Source organism: Bartonella sp. EBT8, from assembly GCF_055796165.1.
On record NZ_JBTTDJ010000001.1, the window covers coordinates 304,431 to 326,306 of the forward strand.

A 21,876-nucleotide genomic window follows, 5' to 3' on the forward strand; every position below is an offset into this window, starting at 1 on the left:
ACACACAGAAAGACAACAAGAATTCGTGTTTTTTTCATATTTGATTTATGACTTTAAGGTTTAATTTGGAAGTGAAAATTCTTCTTTTATTGGTAAAAGTGTTTTATAGAGGAAAAGGATGATGGAAAGTAATATTCCTTGTCAATTTTTTTCATTTGAAGACACTGCTCTTGCAGTACGGTATCGCAAAGGGCGTGGCTCTCTTGGTTTGGTTTGGCTTCCTGGTTATCAGTCTGATATGTTAGGAAGCAAAGCGGTGTTTGTTGATAGTTTTGCTCAGAAGAACAATCTGTCATGTTTACGTTTTGATTACTCTGGCCATGGAGAGTCGGGAGGTGATTTTTTTCAAGGAACGATTTCACGTTGGGTTAAAGAGAGTTTAGCCATTTTTGAAACCTATTGTGAGGGACCGCAAATTTTGATTGGTTCCTCTATGGGAGGGTGGATAGCTCTAAAGCTTGCTATGATGCTAGCACGAAAAAATAAAAGGCTTGCTAGTATGGTGTTAATTGCTCCAGCTCCTGATTTTACGCAAACATTGGTAGAACCAGCGTTAGGCCCAGAAGAATGGAAAATTTTGGAAGAAAAGGGGTATATTGAGCGACCTGCCGTTGGAGATGCGGAGCCGATGCCTTTTACAAAAGCGTTAATTGAAGATGGACGAGACAATTGTGTCATGAAGGGATGCATTGATGTTGGGTGTCCAGTCCATATTCTACAAGGGATGGAAGATGAGGATATACCTTATCAACATACTTTGACTTTACTAAATCATTTGCCATTACATGATGTAACATTGACCCTCGTTCGTGATGCAGATCATCGCTTTTCGCGTTCACAAGATTTGGATTTTCTGGAATCGGTACTGACGTCATTGATTGACCGAATTAATGGGAAAGAAGGATAAAATTCATTGATGATGGATATATAATGTATAACCGTTTATGAACAGCATTTTATTTTCTCTAGTCACGTTGTGCCTCTTTCATATCTAATTTATGATTTTAAGGTTTAATTTGGAAGTAGAAATTTTTCTTTTATGAGTAAAAGTGTTTTATAGAGGAAAAAAATGATGAATGGTGATATTCCTTACCAATTTTTTTCATTTGAAGACACTGCTCTTGCAGTACGGTATCGTAAAGGCGATGGGCCTCTTGGTTTGGTTTGGCTTCATGGCTATCTATCCGACATGTCAGGAGATAAACCGATGTTTGTTGATAGTTTTGCTCAGAAGAACAATCTGTCATGTTTACGTTTTGATTACTCTGGCCATGGAGAATCGGGGGGTGATTTTTTTCAAGGAACCATATCACGTTGGGTTAAAGAGAGTTTAGCGGTTTTTGAAACTTATTGTGAGGGGCCACAAATTCTGATTGGCAACTCTATGGGGGGATGGATCGCTCTAAAGCTTGCTATGATGTTAGCACAAAAAAATAAAAGGCTTGCTGGTATGGTCTTGATTGCACCAGCTCCTGATTTTACACAAACACTGATAGAATCAGGGTTGGGGCGAAAGGAGTGGAAAATTTTAGAAGAAACAGAGCATATTGAACGATCTGCAATTAGTTATACAGAACCAGTTCCCTTTACAAAAGTATTTATTGAAGATGGCAGAGACAACTGTGTCATGAAGGGATGCATTGATGTTGGATGTCCAATCCATATTTTACAAGGGATGGAAGATGTTGAAATACCCTATCAGCATACTTTGACTTTACTGAATCATTTGCCTTTCCATGATGTAACATTGACACTTGTTCGTGATGCAGATCATCGCTTTTCGCGTTCACAAGATTTGGATTGCCTTGAATCGGTACTGAAGTCATTGATTGACCGAATTAATAGGGAAGAAGGGTAAAATTCATTGATGATAAAGATATAATGTATGATCGTTTATGAACAGCATTTTATTTTTTCTGATCGCGTTGTGCCTTTACAGGTACGTGAACATAGGGGTGCACGCCGTCTCACATTGCGTGTCGATGCGAGCGGGCAGAGAATTTGTGTAACAACACCACCAGCGATAAGCCTTTGTTCAGTTCAAAGTTTTATTGAAAAGCACCGTTCTTGGATTGAAGCACGTCTTACGCGTGTAAAAATTTCTCATGAAAATTCTTATCTCAAAGAGGGGGCAACGGTTCCTTTATTAGGTGTTGCGCATACCATAAGGCATAAGGCAGGGCGTGGGGTAACGGAAATCATTGCAGGGGATGCGAGACAAGAACCTCAAATTATTGTTTATGGTCAATTAGAATATTTGCCAAGGCGTATTGCTGATATTTTAAAAAAACAGGCTGCTCTCACGATAACGCCATTGGTTACAGATTATGCGCACAAAGTAGAGCGTAAAGTGAAGTCAGTTTGTTATAAAGATACTAAAAGTCGTTGGGGATCTTGTTCGATAGACAGGCGCCTTTCTTTCTCTTGGCGTCTTATTATGGCACCAAAAGAAATTGTTGAATATGTCGTTGCACATGAAGTTGCTCACCTTATTGAGATGAATCATGGACCAAAATTTTGGGCTCTTTGTGAAAAACTTTGTCCAGAAAGTCAAAAATATCGCACTTGGTTGAAAGAAAATGGTCGTACGCTTCAAGCGATTAATTTTCATTCACATAAATTGGATGAGTTTGGAAATATAAAAAATTTTGAAGAGAATCCGGTTGATGGAACCTTTTATTGAGCTTTCCATTATGGAAGTGCTTCATCGTATGATGAGGGATTCATTGAAGCCTCAGCACGATAGTCTTCCCCTGCTTCGTTTGCTGAGTGCCTTCAATGTTTTTGCTTTATCTTTTGTATAATTCAGTTTAATACTCTTGGATAATTTTTAAGTTCAGATTGGGAAAGCGCTTATGCCTGTCCTTACAGATCCGCTTCAGCTCTTACAAGCACTTATTCGTTGTCCTTCTGTTACACCTCATGAAGCGGGCGTCTTATCAACTTTGGAGCAATTTTTACAGAAGATGGGGCTTCGTGTTGAACGCCCTGTTTTTGCAGATAAAAATACAGAAGATGTTGAAAATCTTTATGCAAAGATTGGAAGAAGCGGGCCACATCTTATGTTTGCTGGTCATACTGATGTTGTATCACCAGGCGCGTTGGAAAATTGGACGCACCCTCCTTTTGAAGCTGTCATAGATCAGGGAAAACTATACGGGCGAGGCGCTGTTGATATGAAAGGCGGGATTGCTTGTTTTGTGGCGGCATTGGCTCGAGTCCTTGAGAAACAGTCTCTTAAAGGAACAGTAAGTCTTCTGATTACTGGTGATGAAGAAGGTCCAGCAATTAACGGTACGGTTAAACTTCTCAAGTGGGCAGAACAAAAAGGTGAAAAATGGACTGCAGCGCTTGTGGGAGAACCGACAAGCGTAAAAACTGTTGGTGATGTGATAAAGATTGGCCGCCGAGGATCAATTTCTGGTATCATTACCGTTAAAGGGCGCCAAGGGCATGTTGCATTTCCCGAGCGAGCAGCCAATCCATTACCTTTAGTTGGTAAGCTTATTCAAGCATTGACACAAACTGCTTTAGATAAGGGGACAAAAAATTTTCAACCAAGTAATTTGGAATTGACAACGATTGATACAGGTAATTGTGTAGCGAATGTTATTCCAGCACAAGCAACAGTTCGTTTTAATATACGCTATAATGATCTCTGGACAAAAGAAACACTTATGACAGAAATTGAAAAGCGCCTTACTTCAGTACAATCAAACAACAATTGTAATCAATACCCCTCCTATCAGCTTGAATGGATTCCAAGTTTGGGAGATGTTTTTTTGACCCAAAATGATAAACTCGTTAAAACTTTATCAAATGCTATTAAAAGTATAACAGGGAGTCTACCAGAATGTTCAACTTCGGGGGGAACTTCAGACGCGCGATTTATTAAAGATTATTGCCCTGTGGTTGAATTCGGTTTGCCGGGGCAAACCATGCATATGGTGGATGAGTGTGTAACTCTTGAAGCGTTGGAAACTCTCACTTCTATTTATGAACAGTTCATTGTTGATTTTTTTGCGCAGATAAAGTGATTGTCTTTTAAAGAATCTGCCTTTTAAATTGAAACTCGTAAATACTATTCAATAAGTGATATAACAGCAGGTTAAAATCATAGGAATTCTAGTTTGCCAATTGGCTAATAATATGGTCAAGAAGGATGTGTCCTTTGCTTGTCACTTTTAAGCGCTGGTTTCCTGACATTTCTATAAGTCCTTGTTGTTGTAAATCGATAAGCTTTTCCATTGGTAAGCTCTTGGGGTTTAAGGTTTCATAACGCGAAAGATCTAAACCTTCGCAAAGACGCAAGCCCATGAGGAGCATTTCATTTGCTTGTTGTAAAGGGGTCAATTGTTCTGTCTCAATACAGCCATGTCCAGTAGTTTCTACCAATTCAAGCCAATGTTCGGGATATTTCTCATTTATTGTGACATAACGTTTACAATTTACAATTTCAGAGGGAGGCACTTTTGAAGAGGCAGAGGAGTGATCCGGTGCCTGTTCAATAAAGCGTCCATGGGCTCCTGGACCAAAGCCTGCATATTCATGATAACGCCAATAGAGAAGATTGTGTGCTGATTCGGCACCGGGAATTGCATGATTTGAGATCTCATAGGCTGGAAGTCCATGTGTAGCAGTGATTTCTTGGGTAAGATGATACAGGTCTGCTGCAAGTTCTGAAGCGGGGAGAATAAGTCTTCCTGCAGCATGAAGCCGTTTAAAAGCGGTTCCATCCTCGATAGTGAGTTGGTAAAGAGAAAGATGATCCGCTGCCAAATCAAGCGCTTGAAACAGTTCACATTTCCATTGTTCTAATGTTTGTTCAGGGCGGGCATAAATGAGATCAAAGGATAAACGTGGAAAGATTTCTCGCGCTAAAGCAATAGCGTGAAGAGCCTGCTTCACATCATGAAGACGACCAAGTTGTCGCAATGCTTTGTCATTGAGTGCTTGTACCCCTAGAGATAAGCGGTTAACACCTGCTGCACGATATCCACGAAAACGTTCTGCTTCCACACTTGATGGATTGGCTTCCAGTGTGATTTCAACTTTATCATCGATCGTCCATTTTCTTGCAAGTGCTTGCAATAAGGCATCCACGGTTTGAGGTGTCATAAGAGAAGGTGTGCCGCCACCAATAAAAATACTGGTAACATGCCGTGGACCTATTTTATGATATTGCGTTTCTATTTCGCGTTCAAAGGCGGTTACAAAGCGTGGTTGATCAACACCATGGACACGCACATGTGAATTAAAATCACAATAAGGACATTTAGTTGCGCAAAAGGGCCAATGAATATAAATGCCAAAAAATTCATTCATGAGAGTGACAAAAGGTTTTCTGCTAATAGTTTAAAAGCACGTGCACGATGCGAGAGAGGGGCTTTATCATTGAGTTTCCAGCCATGTTTTTGCTCCGTTGACATTTCTCCAAAGGTATTTTCATACCCATCTGGTAAAAAAATAGGATCAAAACCAAAACCTTTATCTCCACGTGGTGGCCAAAGAAATGTGCCTTCAACATTGCCTTGGAAATAGTCCGCATAGCCATCAGGCCATGCAATGCAAACGACCGATATAAATCGACATTTTCGTTGGCTTTTTTCAAGCGCTCCAATTTTTTGGAGTTCATCTTCTATTTTTTGCATAGCTTTTGAAAAATTACGTACACCATCGGGTTGAAGAGCGAGGTCAGCTGTATAAACACCTGGTGCGCCACCCAATGCATCTACTTCCAAGCCTGAATCATCAGAGAGAGCAGGAAGACCTGTCTTTTTTGCTGCTGCAAAGGCTTTGATATAGGCATTTTCTTCAAAGGTTGTTCCTGTTTCTTTTGGTTCTGGCAATCCGAGCTCTTGTGCTGATTGTATCGTTAGTCCGAAGGGGGTAACCAAAGTGGCAATTTCATGCAATTTTCCAGGGTTATGTGTCGCAATGACAAGTTTTTTGGCTGCTACTATGCTTCTCATAGACATTTTTCTCCAGAAATAAAAGGGGAGCTCATTTTGTGCTAAAAACCTAAAAATCAGCTTAAATACTCAGTATATATACATTTTGCTGGATTTTATGCGATACGTTTTTTGTTTATTCATTGATATTTCATTTAGATGAAAATCTTTCGTATTGTACGGAAACATTAATTGAAAAGACTTATAGTATGGCTCTTTGTTTGATGATAGCATTTTTTATGATAAAAGATACACTAGGCTTTTGTACTACTTTGGACTATTTGACCAAACCTTGGCAAAACTTATATAAGAGAGAAGTGTTTTTGAAGTAGTGAAACAATTGTGATGAAATATAAACCTATTGACGATGAACTAAAATATCTTGATGAGCGTTCGCGTGATATTTTTCGTCATATTGTTGAAGCTTATCTTAATGATGGAGAGCCTGTAGGATCACGAAATCTTTCGCGTCTTTTACAACAAACTTTATCTCCTGCGACGATTCGCAATGTGATGAGTGATCTTGAGCATCTTGGTTTGATTTATGCACCTCATGTCTCTGCGGGACGAATGCCAACACAATCAGGATTACGATTTTTTGTTGATGCATTTATGGAAGCAGGTGATTTGCCAAACGAAGAGCGGGAAAGTATTGAAACGCAAGTCAAGGAGGCTGGTCATGCACAATCAGTTGAACATTTTCTCATCCAAGCAAGCCGAGTTCTTTCAGATCTTTCACGTGGAGCAGGGCTTGTTCTCGCAACAAAATATGAAGGAACATTGAAGCATATTGAATTTGTACGCCTTGATAGAGAACACGCTCTTGCTGTTTTAGTGACTCAACAAGGTGAGGTTGAAAATCGTATTGTGCATTTACCAGAAGGGGTTACTCATGCACAATTGACAGAAGCAACGAACTTCCTTAATGCTCATATTCAGGGACTCACATTGAGTGAAGCTAAGGGAGAGATCGCACGTTTGTGCTCAGAAACACGAGCTGCGCTCGACCATTTATCTCATCATCTTGTTGAAACGGGGTTAGCTCTTTGGGGAGGAGAAGACGCCGATCATAAAATACATCTTATTGTTCGCGGGCGTAGTAATTTGCTTGAAGATGTGAAAGCAGAAGAAGATTTAGAGCGGTTAAGACATCTGTTTGATGATCTTGAAACGCGTGAGAGTATGGCGCAGCTTCTCGATTTAACGGATGAAGGTTCTGGGGTTCGCATTTTTATTGGTTCAGAAAATAAGTTGTTTTCGCTTTCTGGTTCTTCTTTAGTGGTTGCACCTTATCGCGACTCAAAACAAAGAGTCATTGGTGCTTTAGGAGTTATTGGGCCCACAAGGCTTAATTATGCGAGGATTGTACCCATGGTTGATTATACGGCTCAACTTATATCACAACTGTTGCGTTAAAATGACTAGGTGGAATATTTGTACTCTAAACGCTTATTCTCTTTAAGATGCGTAAATACCTCTTGATTTTTGTCTGTAAAATTTCGATATCGGGAATAATAAATCTTATGAAGGAATGGAATTTCTATGTCTGATGAAAAAAACAAATTTACTGACGCTTCATTTGAAAATTGCGATTTGAAGAACCCTGCTGATCGTGATGTGCTCAAACAAGCAGCTGATGCATTTTTAAAAACGCATGATACAGAAGCTCACGCAGAGGTTGAAGAGGAAAAAGAGGAGTTTATCGATCCTTTGGTTGCTTTGCAGGATGAAAACAAAGAGTTGAAAGATCAGCTTTTGCGTCTTGCTGCAGATATGGAAAATCTTCGACGTCGTACTGCGCGTGATGTAGCGGATGCAAAGGCTTATTCGATTGCTAGTTTCGCACGTGATATGTTATCTGTTTCTGATAATCTTAATCGGGCTTTGGAGGCTATACCAGAAGGGGCAAAGGAGAATGATGCTGGTTTGAAAACGTTAGCTGAGGGCGTGGAAATGACTGAGCGTGCAATGATAGCAGCGTTAGAGCGTCATGGTGTGAAGAAGATTCATCCAGAAGGGCAAAAGTTTGACCCTCACTTTCATCAAGCAATGTTTGAGATCTCTAACTCTGATGTTCCAGATAATACCGTTCAGCAAGTTGTTCAGGCAGGTTACGTTATTGGTGAACGTGTTTTGCGTCCGGCTATAGTGGGTGTGGCCAAAGGAGGAGCGAAAGAAATTTCTGTCGAGTCTGATTCAGCTTAAAACATATCAATAATAGTACTACCGACGCAGAAATATTAGTGTTACACACAACCCGAACTCGTGAAGCATTGTATAGGAGAGGGCGGTAAAGGGTGTTTAAAACACCCTTTTATTTTTGAAGTGACCAGCTTTTTTTCACAATATACGGGGTATCGCTTGAAGGGGATGGCGATAACAATAAAGCAAAGTGATCAACCTCAAAAGAAGGAACTGAAAAATCACCTCGAGAGGAAAGATAGGGAGGGAGGTCTTCAGGTTTAATATCGAGCAATCGCGCAAGAGTAATATGTGGAGTAAATTGTTTTTCATCAGGTGTTAACTTCAAGCTGCTTCGAATGGATTGCATTTTTTCGTGTAAAAGGTTGAGAGTTACACAAGGCTCAATACGAACAACGAGAGAATGGGGAGCATTTTCTGAACCAAAAATTTCAAAACCTCTTGGTTGTAGCACAAAAGGAGGGAGTTTTATTGTGTTAAAGGCACGAATCAGCGCATCTGCTATGGAGCTCTCAACTTCGCCAAAAAAAGATAAAGTGATATGAAAATTTTGTGGGTTAATCCACTGTGCATTCGGTAAGCCATTTTGCAGTGATATGAGCGCTTCTGTTGTTTGTTGAGGAATCTGAAGAGCACTAAAAAGACGTTGCATGGTGTATCTCCTTACAATAAAAAATGTTACCCACCGCAAGCATAACGTTGGATTGAGAAAATAAGGCTATGATGGTGGGAAAGAATGTCTAAAAAATGTTTACAATAATAATAAATCGGATTCGTAGATCCATATTAGCCTGAAGAAAATGATTAAGAAGTCAACAAAATCCATATTTGCATGCCTTTTTTCATAAAGGATTCAATGAAAGAGCGTTGTGTTTTCATTATCAAACAGTTTAAAAAGAAGAAAATTAAGAGAAGCCTAATTGTTAAGAACATTTTTCCACTAGCTTAAAAGGTTTAAAATTTAGCATATTGAGTAAAGGGTGAATGTTTCTCTTTTTTGTAATTTAATGATACATTTTACATATGATAATAATCATTCAAAGTAGTTAAATATTGTTGGAAAAGAATACGAATACAAATATTGTGTACAACAAAATTGTTACAAGCTACACTTATGATGACCATAATATTGATCTATAATAAATGTGAACTTTAGTATTTTGAAGAGAAAAATAAGTAAGCCAAGCAATAAAATGATGGAAAAGAGTTTCTTATCTCGGGGATAATCATCATACTTTTTGGGGTAAGAAATTTTAGTTTTCTTCGCCAAATTTATTGTTTACCAGCTTTTCAAGAGCATTGAGAGCATCCGTTGCTTCTGGTCCTGAAACGCGAATGGTGAGGTTGCAACCGGATGAAGCAGCTAACATCATCAGTCCCATAATTGATGAACCGCCAACGATTTTGCCATCTTTTTCAACTTCAACAACGGCATTAAAATTGTCAACAGTTTGGACAAATTTTGCCGAAGCACGCGCATGTAACCCACGTTTATTACAAATATTGAGATGACGACTTAGTTGAGAGGGGAGAGGGTTTTTGGAAAGCATCAGTGTTTAATTATCCGCTATAAAATTATACTGGTACATTAATATATTTACGCCCCGCTTCTTGTGCTATTCTTAAAGCTTCTGATAATGAAATATCAGGACATTGTCGAATCGAAATAAGTTTAATGAGCATAGGCAAATTAACTCCTGCAATCATTTCAACACGTCCCTTTTCAATAGCAGGAATAGCCATATTTGAGGGTGTTGCACCGAACACATCTGTTAATATAATCACGCCATGGTTTGTATCTGTAGAGGAAATTGCGGCTATAATATCACTTCGGCGCTGATCTAGGTCATCATCGGGATAGACACATATTGTTGCAAATTTTTCTTGCGTTCCAACAACATGTTCTACAGCATGTAGAAATTCGACAGCTAGCTCACCGTGCGTTATAAGCACGAGTCCAATCATTTACACAAACTCCTGTTAACGACTAAAGATCCAACCATATTGGCATGAAATACATTTTACAAGGCTTTGTCCTGCTGCCAAGAAAAATTTGCAAAAAAAAGGCAAAAATAATAATTTTTTCTTATTTTAAAAAAATTAGACAGATTTACACCATATTTTTCTAAAAAAGAATGCTTCAATAGCCTGACAAATAGCTGTGCAATCGGCTTCGTGAAGACTTGGAAGTTTTAGAAGAGGAATATGTAGATTGGCAAATTGAAAAGTCTGCTTTGTGGAAAAGCGTTCATATTCAGGTCCTAGAAGAATAACGCAATCAATAGCTGTTTGTTTTTGAAATTCTATCGCATAAAGGCCAGCGCCGCGTATTTCAATCCCTCCCTGCAAACCTTCAGGAGTGTGTCCATAAAGTTTTCCATTTTCCACGCCGAGTATTGTATAATCATCACTGATAAGTTTTGCTTCACGCTTTGACCACTCAGCGCGGTCGAGCAAAGAAAGAGTGAGGGTTGATTTTCCTGAGCCCGATGGACCTATAATTAATAACCCCTTTCCTCCCAGTTGAAGGCAATTGGCGTGTAATATTTCATTTTTTGTTTTCATACCTTTTGATTTGGATAAAATATTTATTTAGCTAAGGGAAGCATAATAATAAAACGTGCACCAGTTTTATTCTTTTCGGGGTTAGAATCATTAATATTTTCAGCTGTAATTGTTCCATTGTGAGCTTCGATAATTTGCCGACTAATAGAAAGTCCGAGTCCTGAGTTTTGCCCAAAAGTGTCTTCGTTTGGTCGATCCGTATAGAAACGTTCAAAAATACGTTCAATCTTCTCTGAACGAATACCAGGGCCATTGTCTTCAATAGTTAAAAGAAGGGTTGAAGCATGACTTTTCATAATTATAGAAATTTTACCACTATCGTGAGGTATAAAGGAACGCGCGTTTTCAATGAGATTGGAAATAACTTGTCCTAAACGGAGTTCATGTCCCCACACAAGATAGGCTTTTCCATAAGGACGTGGGATGATTTTAAGGCTTATATTAATGACTTGCGTATTACGATATACTTCCTGAACAGCATGAACAAGACTTTCCAAAAGCAATGTCATATCAACGATCTGTGCAGTTTCTCGAGCAAGCTCTGCATCTAACCGAGAGGCGTCAGAAATATCAGTAATTAAACGGTCAAGACGGCGTACATCATGTTGAATAATTTCAAGTAATTGTTCCTGTGTTTCTTCATTTTTAGCGAGAGGGAGCGTTTCAACAGCACTCCGCAGTGAGGTAAGCGGATTTTTTAATTCGTGACTTACATCGGCTGCAAAACGTTCGATGGCTTCAATACGCATATAAAGGGCATTGGTCATATTACGAATAGAGGCTGAAAGATGACCAATTTCATCTTCACGCATTGAAAAATCAGGGATTTCTACACGCTTGTTATTTCCATTACGCACACGGTTGGCAGACGCAGATAATTTGCTTAAGGGATGTGCAATGGTGTGGGCTAAAAAGAGGGAAAGTACAAAAAGCACGCTACTTACAACGGCAAAGACTTTAACGATAACCAGTCTTTCACCCTTTACAATATCATCAATATCTGAATTGACAGTTGAAAGAAGAAGCGCACCTACCACTGTACGATAGCGGTGAACAGGCACAGCAACAGAAACAATTAATTTACCTTGTCTGTTGCGCCGTTTGGCGGTAGTAAGAGTTCCATTTAATGCTCGGTATAATTCAGGGTGAGTGATATCACTATTTTTTTCTTGCTCTTGATCAATCGCAAATCCTTTTCCATAAAAGATATTTAAAAACCATGAAGAGAAGCGTTCCCACATGTTTTGTTCAGTTTTGAGTGGGGGTAAATCATAGCTAAAAACTTCACCACTAGAATAAAGAACACGCGAATCAAGAAGTAAAGTAGCATCACGATCATAAATACGTGCCCTTGTCGTTTTGGGTGTGATGAGATATCGTAACAGAAGGGCAACACGTTCAGAATTAATAGGAAAGTCCCAAGAGTCTGTTGATTGAGGTGCGGGTGTAATACTTTCTCCAGCCTGTAATTCTAAAAGCTTTTTAGGTTCAATAAAAATAGAATCCGTATCTACCGTTGCAGAAGCAGCAATGGCTCCAGCGATGAGTTTTCCTTGGGTACATAAACTTTTGATTTGTGCTTCAATCAAACCATCACGAAATTGATTAAGGTATAAAATTCCTGTCACCAGAACGGCAAGGGCAGCAATATTTAATATAACAATGCGACGTGTAAGACTGGAAAAAAGCAACTGTTTTAGAAGACGTCGTCCCCGAAGGTACAAATAAACAAACAGAGAAGACAGTGTTGCTCTAGTGTTTGGTGTTGTTTTTTGCAAACTTTCCAGTTGAGTATTTTTTGTCATCGATTTGATCGCCGTTTAGACTTATGCGACAAAAGAGTTTTATACTTCGTGGAAACGATAGCCTACACCATAAAGTGTTTCAATCATTGCAAAATCATCATCCACTTGTTTAAACTTTTTACGCAGACGTTTAATGTGACTATCGATGGTGCGATCATCTACATAGACTTGATCACTATAAGCAGCATCCATCAAAGCATCACGACTTTTTACAACTCCTGGTCTTTGTGCTAAAGTCTGTAGAATCAAAAATTCTGTAACTGTCAAGGTAACAGGTTTATCCTTCCATGTACAGGTATGACGCTCTTGATCCATCACCAGATCTCCGCGTTTAAGAGAAGAGGTAGAAGAAGCTCCTGTTGCAAGCGGTTGGTTACGTGCACTGGAACGACGCAAAATAGCTTTTACGCGCTCAATGAGAAGACGTTGAGAGAAGGGTTTGGTAATAAAATCGTCCGCACCCATTTTAAGACCAAACAGCTCATCAATTTCATCGTCTTTAGAGGTAAGAAAAATAACTGGAATGTCAGATTTTTGACGCAATCGACGCAAAAGCTCCATTCCATCCATACGAGGCATTTTAATATCAAAAATCGCTAAATGTGGTGGATGGAGTGTTAAACCTTTGAGTGCAGATGCTCCATCTGTATAGCTTTCAACTCGATAGCCTTCTGTCTCAAGCGCAAAAGATAAAGATGTCAAAATATTGCGGTCATCATCAACAAGTACAATCGTTTGTGTGATTGTTGGTGTATCTTTCATGGCTTCTTAGACCTTTCTATTGCTGCAGTAGCAAACTACCCACGCTATTTATATGGGAGTTCACATTTTTTTTGCAAAACAAATATGATACAAATTGTAGCAGGGTAAAGAACCTTTCATCATTATGATAAAAGCTTGTTTTGCTTTCATAATTTTATAATGTTTTTGTGTGTGTTAGGATCCATTTTTTTGAAAGAAAATTTTTATACAAATGTTTTTTATCAAATTTGTTATTGTCTTATGTCCCATAATTAAACAGATTTGTTTTTAATTGTTGAAGTTTAGAAAATCCACCTATTTGTTTTAAAAGCAAAGAGGTGTGAAGCTGTATATACAAAAATTTTCTTGACAGGATAAGGAGGACATAATGGGATTTTTTAATTTTATAAAAACAGTTGGTGAAAAGTTAGGTATTGGGGATCATGAACCAGAAGAAAAAGATTTTAAAGCTGCCTTTGATAATTTTCAACTTAATACAGATAAAGTAAATATTCAGGTTGAAAACGGTAAAGCTATTTTAAGCGGTGAGGTTCCAGATAGGGAAACATTTGAGAAAGCACTTTTGGTTGTTGGTAATTCACAGGGTATCTCTTCTGTTGATCTTGACCAATTAAAGATTGCGAATACCGCATCAGTGAAAGCTTCTCGCTTTTATGAGGTGAAGTCTGGTGATAATCTTTGGAAAATTGCGGAAGAAGTTTATGGAAAAGGGCAAGGGGATAAAAATACATTTATTTTTGAAGCAAATAAGCCAATGCTAAAATCTCCTGATAAAATTTATCCTGGGCAAGTTTTACGCATTCCTGAAATTGACAGAACTTAATTCAAAGAGAGGATTAAGTTATTTTACTCCTTTACAGTATTTTAACGAGAGTATTTTTTACGACGTCGCGTAAAAAATTAAGGAGCGTGAAGAGAGCTTTCACGCTTCTAATTATCTTGTGTTTCATTATGCGTTAAACGCTAATGAAAGAGCTTAGCGCGTAGAATCTCTTTTGGAAGGTGACTTATCATTCAGAGCATTTACGGAAAATTCAATGTCAATAGTTCCGGCTTTTTCAAAGGTCAATTTTGCGCCAATTTTATCTCCTGGCTTGAATGGTTGTGAAAGCCCCATGAACATAATATGATCACCACCGGGTTTAAGGGAGACCTCACCATCGCCCGGAATTTCAACACCATTGTGCATTTTTTCCATGTGCATAATATCATTAACAACAGCCATGGAGTGGATTTCTGTTGTCTGTACTCCATTTGTCGAAACAGAAACCAAACGATCAGGAGTATCGCTGTGATTAATGATATAGAGATAACCGCTGCTTATTTTTATACCTTTAGGTGTTGCCCGCGCCCAAGGATGAAGGATTTCTATCTCTCCAATCTTATATTGTTGAGCAGTTGCAGGTAGGGCTACAAAAGCAAAGAAAAAAGCCCACATGACATTTTTGAGTGGGTATTGTGCAAGAGTTGAATTCTTACACGTGAGATCCCTTATTCTTCCGACAATAGATATTACCATTGATTTACCCTCCTTAATGAGATTTACTTTTATCTATTTTTAGAGAGTTTTTATTCAAAATAAAAGAGAATTGCTCGAGTTATACGAATTTGAATGTAAGAAAGAAGGGATAAGATTCGTGGCTTTAAAGGAAGGCGATGAATTTAAGGTAATAGTGCGCTTAAAAGCAAAGTGGAATCCTTAATATATTTGCAGATTTAATATGTAGATAAAAAGAAGGTTATGTTAGATGTATTAAAAGTATGGTATCCTAAAAAGAATATTGAATCACTCACTGAACGGCTAGAAGTAAAGTTGTTGGTTGAGGGTAGATTAGCAGAACTCCTTACAAATTATGCATTTAGTACGATAAGGTTTCATTCTATAAAGAAACATTGCATCTTTGGTCTCATAAAGAGAGAGCGGTTATTATAGAGGTTTGGCTATGGAAGGCCATGATTGTCGTATAAATCATTTGCGTCTGAGCAATATTTAAAAAATTTTCTCTATGAGAAATAAAAGGGAAAGATCTATTATTATCTTTTATTTTTTCAAGTGCTATTAAAGTGATATATTTATGAGCATTAGTTTAAGTAAGACATACTAAAAAGTCTGTCTTACTTAAATAAAGGTATTTGCACGTCATTAAAATGCTTATTTTTAGAGAAAAATTTTATTTTAAGAATGTTTCTCTCATTATTCCCTTGTAGCGATAAGAGCCTGTTCTTATATACGGAGCAGAAAGGCTGTTGCGACTTGCAGTTTATTGTTTGTGTAACTTTAAAGTGAGGTGCGAGCTTTTAAGTTTTATGAGGAGCTGTCTTAGAAAGATGCTTGATGAAGGTTGAGGTAGCTTGCTGAATGGAGATTATAATATGGCAAAAGTAATTGGTATTGATTTGGGGACGACAAACTCTTGTGTCGCTGTTATGGATGGTAAAAATGCAAAGGTTATTGAGAATTCAGAAGGAGCCCGTACAACACCTTCTGTTGTTGCCTTTACAGATGGTGGAGAGCGACTTGTTGGGCAACCTGCTAAACGGCAAGCGGTTACGAATCCTGAAGGGACGGTTTTTGCAGTTAAACGCTTAATTGGCCGTCGTTTTGATGACCCCATGGTTGAAAAAGATAAAGCACTTGTGCCTTATAAAATTGTTAAAGGCGATAATGGTGATGCTTGGGTGGAAGAAGGGGGTAAAAAATATTCTCCATCACAAATTTCAGCGATGATTTTACAAAAGATGAAAGAAACCGCAGAGTCTTATCTTGGTGAAAAAGTTGAGCAAGCGGTTATTACTGTTCCTGCGTATTTCAATGATGCACAACGTCAAGCTACCAAAGATGCAGGTAAAATTGCAGGGCTTGAAGTTTTGCGGATCATCAATGAGCCAACAGCTGCTGCTTTAGCCTATGGTTTGGATAAAAAAGACGGCAAAACTATTGCTGTTTACGATCTTGGTGGCGGTACATTTGATATTTCTGTGCTTGAAATCGGAGACGGTGTTTTTGAAGTTAAGTCGACCAATGGAGACACTTTTTTAGGTGGTGAAGATTTTGATATGCGCCTCGTTGGTTATTTTGCCGATGAATTCAAGAAAGAACAAGGGATTGATCTAAAAAATGATAAATTAGCGTTGCAGCGTTTAAAAGAAGCAGCAGAAAAAGCAAAAATTGAGCTTTCTTCTTCACAACAAACAGAAATTAATTTGCCATTTATCACCGCGGATCAATCTGGTCCAAAACATTTAACGATGAAATTGACGAGGGCAAAATTTGAATCCCTAGTTGATGATCTGGTTCAGCGGACTATCGAGCCTTGTAAAGCTGCATTAAAAGATGCCGGATTAAAAGCGGGTGAAATTGACGAAGTTGTTTTAGTCGGCGGCATGACACGTATGCCAAAGATACAAGAAGTTGTGCAAAAATTTTTCGGCAAGGATCCACATAAAGGTGTTAATCCCGATGAAGTTGTAGCAATGGGAGCGGCTATCCAAGGTGGGGTATTGCAGGGTGATGTGAAAGATGTTTTGCTCTTGGATGTAACGCCTTTATCCTTGGGGATTGAAACGTTGGGTGGGGTCTTTACACGACTTATTGAACGCAATACCACTATCCCAACTAAAAAGTCACAGGTTTTTTCGACAGCTGATGATAATCAAAATGCAGTGACTATACGTGTTTTCCAAGGTGAACGGGAAATGGCTAATGATAATAAATTATTAGCTCAATTTGATCTTGTTGGTATTCCACCAGCACCACGTGGTATACCTCAGATTGAAGTTACTTTTGATATTGATGCAAATGGTATTGTCAATGTTTCGGCTAAAGATAAAGGAACTGGTAAAGAACATCAAATTCGTATTCAAGCATCAGGTGGTTTAAGTGACGCTGACATCGAAAAAATGGTAAAAGATGCAGAAGAACACGCCGCTGAGGATAAAAAGCGCCGTGAAGGTGTAGAAGCTAAAAATCAAGCTGAAGCTCTTATCCATTCAACTGAGAAATCGCTGAAGGAATATGGTGATAAGGTATCAGCTGAAGATAAAGAACAGATTGAAACTGCAATATCTGATTTAAAATCTGTGCTTGAGAGCACTGACACTGAAGAAGTGACAGCAAAAATGCAAAAACTAGCAGAAGTGAGTATGAAGCTTGGGCAGGCTATGTATGAAGCTTCGCAAGCAGCAACAGATAAAACTGAAACTGATACAAAAGATGATGATGTTGTTGATGCTGATTTTGAAGAAATTAATGATAAGAAGAAGTAATGTAGGCAAATGTGGTGACCTCTTGATAAACCCGGCCTTTGAAATATAAGGTTGGGCTTTATCATTTGGGATGAGTTGCAACTTTTTTGCTAAAAATATAAATTAAAAGCAAATATTATCCACGAAGATGGATGACAGGAAATTATCAGGAATACATGATGAAAGTAGATTATTATGAAATTCTTGGCGTAACTCGCGAATGTGATGATAAAAAATTAAAATCTGCTTTTCGTAAGTTGGCAATGCAATATCATCCTGATCGCAACGCAGGGGATAAAGAAGCAGAGCGGAAATTTAAAGAAATTGGCGAAGCTTATGAAGTTCTGAAAGATCCTCAAAAGCGTGCTGCTTATGATCGATTTGGTCATGCAGCTTTTGAAAACAGTGGCCGAGAGGGAGCAAATCCCTTTAGTGGTTTTGCTGCGGGTGGTGGGTTCTCGGATATTTTTGAAGATTTTTTTGGTGAAATTATGGGGGGCATGCACCGTAAACGCAATGATGGCCGCGAGCGTGGTGCAGATCTGAGTTATAATATGGAAGTGACCTTGGAAGAGGCCTTTTCAGGAAAAACCGCACAAATTAATATCCCTAGTTCGGTTACTTGTGATGTTTGTGAAGGAACAGGCGCGAAAAAGGGCTCTAAGCCACAAGTTTGTGGAACATGTCATGGAGCAGGTCGTGTGCGTGCCGCACAAGGTTTTTTTTCTGTAGAACGAACATGTCCTTCATGTCATGGGCGTGGTGAAACTATTACGGATCCATGTCCAAAATGTCAGGGGACGAGACGGGTAGAGAAAAAACGTTCATTGAGTGTGAATGTTCCCGCTGGCATTGAAGATGGTACACGTATTCGTCTTTCTGGTGAAGGAGATGCTGGTATTCGTGGTGGTCCTAGCGGTGATCTTTATATTTTTCTTTCTATTAAACCGCATGAGTTTTTTCAGCGAGAAGGGGCGGATCTTCATTGTCGTGTTCCTATTTCGATGGTAACAGCTGCTTTAGGGGGTCAATTTGAGGTTTCCGACCTTGATGGTGTTAAAACGCGTGTTAAAGTTCCAGAAGGGACACAAAATGGGCGTCAGTTCCGCCTTAAAGGAAAAGGAATGCCCATGTTGCGTCGTCAACAAGTAAGGGGAGATCTTTATATTCATATCACTATTGAAACACCGCAAAAATTAACACAAGAGCAACGCGAATTATTGCAAAAATTTGAGAAGCTTTCAAATCATGAAAATTCACCACAATCGCACGGTTTTTTTTCACGCATGAAAGAATTTTTTGAAAATATCTCGGGGCAAAACTAATAAATATGCATGATAGTTTTGGGAAAGATGAGCATTTTTTCTTTCTTGAAGAAAGTAGGTTTGGATATTTTTAAGATGCTTTCCTGTTGTTATCTGCATATGGCTTCTGCTACTAGAACCATGATGAACAGAAGAGACAATTGAATGATTTTACAGCTCTCTTCAGGGAATTTCTTATGATTTTAGGGTTAAAAACTGTATTATGCTACAGATTTTCTGGTGTAATGTTTGGAATAAGCTGATATTATCATTTGCTTGTTAGCTTCCACTATTGCTCTTACATTGAGATGTATCATAAGAAACTTTTTAGTGCTTTTTAAACTGTTTTATCTACATACCTATACCATTTGTAATCTGTAAATGAATAGTTGTTATTGATTCATCATAAAAAGGAGTTAGAAATGGAGGGGATATTCTTGTATGAGAAGTTTTTATTTCTGTTGAAAATGGTGAATTATCATTATAAATCAAGGTATTATTTTTTCCATAACATCTATAGTGATGGATCATAGAGTTGATATTTCTTGCTTTCAATTCCTAGAAAAAGATGCACTTTTAGATCTAAATAATTGACTGAAATAGGATATATCTACGACCGGATTATTTCTTATTTAGCTATATTAATTTCTCTACTATAAAAATTCTTTATTTTCATTTCATAAAATCAGTGATTGTATATATTTATATTCATTGTTAAAGATTCATGGGGTAAAATCAGCGAGTTGATTGTACGGCGTGGTTTTGAAATTATTCTGAATTCTGTTTCCAAATTTTATATATAAGGTCATCAAGCAATAACATTTTGCATGCCCATTTTGTTTTTTAGAGGATAATTCTTTTTAAGAAAGCTGTTTTGTCCCATTTCATTATGAATTCTGTGGTAATTGAAAGGAAAATGAACGTTTTTCAGGGTGGATGGATAGAGTAAAACTTGTTTTAAATTTTTTCACTTTTCTAAATTCCATTAAGAGTAAGTAAAAAGTGATGAGGAGGCTTTTTGATGGATGATGTTGAAAGCGATGTTGCGGATATTTTTGAAAAAAAAGCAGCATTTTTATCGTCTGCTCTACCTTATATGCAAAAATATGAAAATGAAACAGTGGTTGTAAAATATGGCGGTCACGCTATGGGTGATGCTACTTTGGGTCAGGCGTTCGCGCGTGATATTGCTTTATTAAAGCAATCAGGAATTAACCCCGTTGTTGTTCATGGTGGGGGACCTCAAATTGCTGAAATTTTGATGAAAATGGGGATTGAATCACGGTTTGAAAACGGTTTACGCGTAACCGATGAGCGTATCGTTGAAGTGGTTGAAATGGTTTTGGCAGGTTCCATAAACAAGGAAATTGTTGCTCTTATTAATGCTGAAGGTGAATGGGCAATAGGATTATGTGGCAAGGATGGCAATATGGTTTTTGCCGAAAAGGCGTATAAAACTGTCATTGATCCCGATTCACATATTGAGCGTGTTTTAGACTTGGGATTTGTTGGTGAACCTGTTGAAGTTGATCGCACATTGTTGGATCTTTTAGCATGTTCTGAAATGATACCAGTTCTTGCTCCTGTAGCTCCAGGTCGTGATGGCAAAACCTATAATATCAATGCTGATATTTTTGCTGGAGCTATTGCCGGTGCATTAGAAGCCAAGCGCCTTTTATTTCTCACCGATGTTCCTGGTGTCTTGGATAAACACGGTAATCTTTTAAAAGAATTGACAATTTCTGAAGCTGAAAAGTTCATCAGAGATGGAACGATTTCAGGGGGGATGATTCCAAAAGTAGAAACTTGTATAAAGGCTCTCCAAAATGGAGTAGAAGGTGTTGTCATTTTAAACGGCAAAACCCCCCATTCTGTCTTGCTAGAACTATTTACTAAACAAGGGGTTGGAACACTTATTGTTTCATAAGGTAGAGGGAAGAATTGAAGGGAAAGACCTTTTATGATTAATATAAAACAGTTGAAAAATTCTTTATTGAGCAAGCCAGAATTAGCCTTATTTGCTGCGACAATATTGTGGGGTATTACATTTTTAGTGACTCAAATTGCCGTACGCTATAGCGGTCCTCTCTTCTTTGTTGGATTTCGCTTTATTATTGCATCATTGATCTGTGGGGCAATTTTTGGGCGCTCTATGAAGGATATAACTGTTTATGAAGTTTTTGCGGGAATGGCTATTGGTTTAGGGATGTTTTTGGGTTACGCTTTACAAGCTACAGGGCTCCAAACGATTATGAGTAGTCAGTCGGCTTTTATCACGGCGCTTTATGTTCCGATGGTTCCAATATTGCAATGGATTGCTTTTAAAAAGCCGCCCCGTTTAGCCTGTTGGGTTGGTATTATTTTTGCTTTTATTGGTCTTGTCCTTATTTCTGGACAAAATCCAGGAAGTTTTGATTTTTCAAAAGGTGAAATTTTAACTTTGTTAGGTGCTTTAGCAATTGCTGGAGAAATTATACTCATTGGAATTTTTGCCAACAAAGTTGATAGTCGACGCGTAACGATTATACAGTTATTTTTTAGTGGTCTGTTTTCATTTTTTTGTATGCCTTTAATGGGGGAAAGTGTTCCTGAATTTTCATGGATATGGCTGAGTATCGGTGCTGGATTGGCATTGATGAGTGCTATCATTCAATTGGCAATGAATTGGGCACAAAAATCTATTTCGCCTACGCGTGCAACACTTATTTATGCAGGTGAACCGGTATGGGCTGGTATTGTTGGGCGTTTAGCTGGTGAGCTTTTATCCCCTTTAGCTTTATTAGGAGGAGCGCTCATCCTGATTGGAATCGTCGTGGCTGAATTACAACCTTCACAATGGCGTAAAAAAGATAAAGTGATTAAAAAAATTGATTAATTTTTCCTCTCTCTTGTTATGATTTTATTTTATGATGTTTTTATTTTTATTTTTTTATCAAAATAAGGGAGATTCTCTTTTTTACTTTTAAGAAAGAAGAGAAAAAGAATCTTTTAGAAATATATTTTCTTATTGTTTACGAATTGAAAGAGCACTTTGTGAGAATT

At 38.2% G+C, this 21,876-nt stretch carries 20 protein-coding genes; 11 read left to right on the forward strand and 9 right to left on the reverse strand.

Annotated elements, in window-relative coordinates; translation table 11 throughout:
* Positions 1-121 precede the first annotated feature (121 nt).
* The 4 genes from AC0QT4_RS01380 to dapE all read left to right on the forward strand — a co-directional run bounded on the left by AC0QT4_RS01380 (position 122) and on the right by dapE (position 4,037).
* Positions 122-907 carry an alpha/beta hydrolase gene (locus AC0QT4_RS01380; protein WP_473200026.1) on the forward strand — a complete coding sequence of 262 codons (786 nt, stop codon included), beginning with the start codon at positions 122-124 and terminating at the stop codon, positions 905-907.
* Between the two features lie 165 nt (positions 908-1,072).
* On the forward strand, positions 1,073-1,858 hold the full coding sequence (locus tag AC0QT4_RS01385) for an alpha/beta hydrolase (protein WP_473200027.1): 786 nt from the start codon (positions 1,073-1,075) through the stop codon (positions 1,856-1,858).
* Positions 1,859-1,885: 27 nt separating this feature from the next.
* Positions 1,886-2,683, forward strand: coding sequence for a M48 family metallopeptidase (locus AC0QT4_RS01390; protein WP_473199919.1), 798 nt, complete (start codon positions 1,886-1,888; stop codon positions 2,681-2,683).
* A 172-nt stretch (positions 2,684-2,855) separates the two neighbouring features.
* Positions 2,856-4,037: a succinyl-diaminopimelate desuccinylase gene (gene dapE, locus AC0QT4_RS01395; RefSeq protein ID WP_473199920.1), complete on the forward strand. Its 1,182-nt coding sequence runs from the start codon at positions 2,856-2,858 to the stop codon at positions 4,035-4,037.
* 88 nt (positions 4,038-4,125) lie between these two features.
* On the opposite strand, the gene hemW is transcribed toward dapE, so the two are convergent.
* Entirely contained in the window at positions 4,126-5,325 is a 1,200-nt protein-coding gene (gene hemW, locus AC0QT4_RS01400) for a radical SAM family heme chaperone HemW (RefSeq protein WP_473199921.1), read from the reverse strand.
* Positions 5,322-5,972, reverse strand: coding sequence for an RdgB/HAM1 family non-canonical purine NTP pyrophosphatase (gene rdgB / locus AC0QT4_RS01405; protein ID WP_473200028.1), 651 nt, complete (start codon positions 5,970-5,972; stop codon positions 5,322-5,324). Before rdgB ends, hemW begins: the two co-directional genes overlap by 4 nt.
* 324 nt (positions 5,973-6,296) lie before the next feature.
* Between rdgB and hrcA the strand changes: the two genes are divergently transcribed.
* A complete protein-coding gene (hrcA, locus tag AC0QT4_RS01410) occupies positions 6,297-7,367 on the forward strand; it encodes a heat-inducible transcriptional repressor HrcA (protein WP_473199922.1) in 1,071 nt (356 codons plus the stop codon).
* Positions 7,368-7,493: 126 nt separating this feature from the next.
* On the forward strand, positions 7,494-8,156 hold the full coding sequence (gene grpE, locus AC0QT4_RS01415; protein WP_473199923.1) for a nucleotide exchange factor GrpE: 663 nt from the start codon (positions 7,494-7,496) through the stop codon (positions 8,154-8,156).
* A 109-nt stretch (positions 8,157-8,265) separates the two neighbouring features.
* On the opposite strand, the gene thpR is transcribed toward grpE, so the two are convergent.
* From thpR to AC0QT4_RS01445, 6 genes are all read right to left on the reverse strand, one after another.
* Positions 8,266-8,805 carry an RNA 2',3'-cyclic phosphodiesterase gene (gene thpR, locus AC0QT4_RS01420; RefSeq protein WP_473199924.1) on the reverse strand — a complete coding sequence of 180 codons (540 nt, stop codon included), beginning with the start codon at positions 8,803-8,805 and terminating at the stop codon, positions 8,266-8,268.
* 601 nt (positions 8,806-9,406) lie between these two features.
* Positions 9,407-9,703 (reverse strand): HPr family phosphocarrier protein, encoded by a 297-nt coding sequence (locus tag AC0QT4_RS01425; protein WP_473199925.1) that lies wholly within the window; start codon positions 9,701-9,703, stop codon positions 9,407-9,409.
* A gap of 25 nt (positions 9,704-9,728) precedes the next feature.
* Complete coding sequence (locus AC0QT4_RS01430; RefSeq protein ID WP_473199926.1) at positions 9,729-10,118, reverse strand: PTS sugar transporter subunit IIA; 390 nt, start codon at positions 10,116-10,118, stop codon at positions 9,729-9,731.
* 135 nt (positions 10,119-10,253) lie between these two features.
* Positions 10,254-10,718, reverse strand: a complete 465-nt coding sequence (locus AC0QT4_RS01435; protein ID WP_473199927.1) for an HPr kinase/phosphatase C-terminal domain-containing protein — start codon at positions 10,716-10,718, stop codon at positions 10,254-10,256.
* A 23-nt stretch (positions 10,719-10,741) separates the two neighbouring features.
* Entirely contained in the window at positions 10,742-12,523 is a 1,782-nt protein-coding gene (locus AC0QT4_RS01440) for a stimulus-sensing domain-containing protein (RefSeq protein WP_473199928.1), read from the reverse strand.
* Between the two features lie 39 nt (positions 12,524-12,562).
* On the reverse strand, positions 12,563-13,285 hold the full coding sequence (locus AC0QT4_RS01445; protein ID WP_473199929.1) for a response regulator transcription factor: 723 nt from the start codon (positions 13,283-13,285) through the stop codon (positions 12,563-12,565).
* 367 nt (positions 13,286-13,652) lie between these two features.
* Here AC0QT4_RS01445 and lysM point away from each other — a divergent pair, with 367 nt between their 5' ends.
* On the forward strand, positions 13,653-14,108 hold the full coding sequence (lysM, locus tag AC0QT4_RS01450; protein WP_473199930.1) for a peptidoglycan-binding protein LysM: 456 nt from the start codon (positions 13,653-13,655) through the stop codon (positions 14,106-14,108).
* A gap of 153 nt (positions 14,109-14,261) precedes the next feature.
* On the opposite strand, the gene AC0QT4_RS01455 is transcribed toward lysM, so the two are convergent.
* Positions 14,262-14,804, reverse strand: coding sequence for a copper chaperone PCu(A)C (locus AC0QT4_RS01455; protein WP_473199931.1), 543 nt, complete (start codon positions 14,802-14,804; stop codon positions 14,262-14,264).
* 854 nt (positions 14,805-15,658) lie between these two features.
* On the opposite strand from AC0QT4_RS01455, the gene dnaK reads away from it, so the two are divergent.
* The 4 genes from dnaK (at position 15,659) to AC0QT4_RS01475 (ending at position 21,709) form a co-directional block, all read left to right on the forward strand.
* On the forward strand, positions 15,659-17,551 hold the full coding sequence (gene dnaK / locus AC0QT4_RS01460; protein WP_473199932.1) for a molecular chaperone DnaK: 1,893 nt from the start codon (positions 15,659-15,661) through the stop codon (positions 17,549-17,551).
* A 158-nt stretch (positions 17,552-17,709) separates the two neighbouring features.
* Positions 17,710-18,855: a molecular chaperone DnaJ gene (gene dnaJ, locus AC0QT4_RS01465; RefSeq protein ID WP_473200029.1), complete on the forward strand. Its 1,146-nt coding sequence runs from the start codon at positions 17,710-17,712 to the stop codon at positions 18,853-18,855.
* Positions 18,856-19,855: 1,000 nt separating this feature from the next.
* Positions 19,856-20,761, forward strand: a complete 906-nt coding sequence (argB, locus tag AC0QT4_RS01470) for an acetylglutamate kinase (RefSeq protein WP_473199933.1) — start codon at positions 19,856-19,858, stop codon at positions 20,759-20,761.
* Between the two features lie 33 nt (positions 20,762-20,794).
* A complete protein-coding gene (locus AC0QT4_RS01475) occupies positions 20,795-21,709 on the forward strand; it encodes a DMT family transporter (RefSeq protein ID WP_473199934.1) in 915 nt (304 codons plus the stop codon).
* Positions 21,710-21,876: the final 167 nt, after the last annotated feature.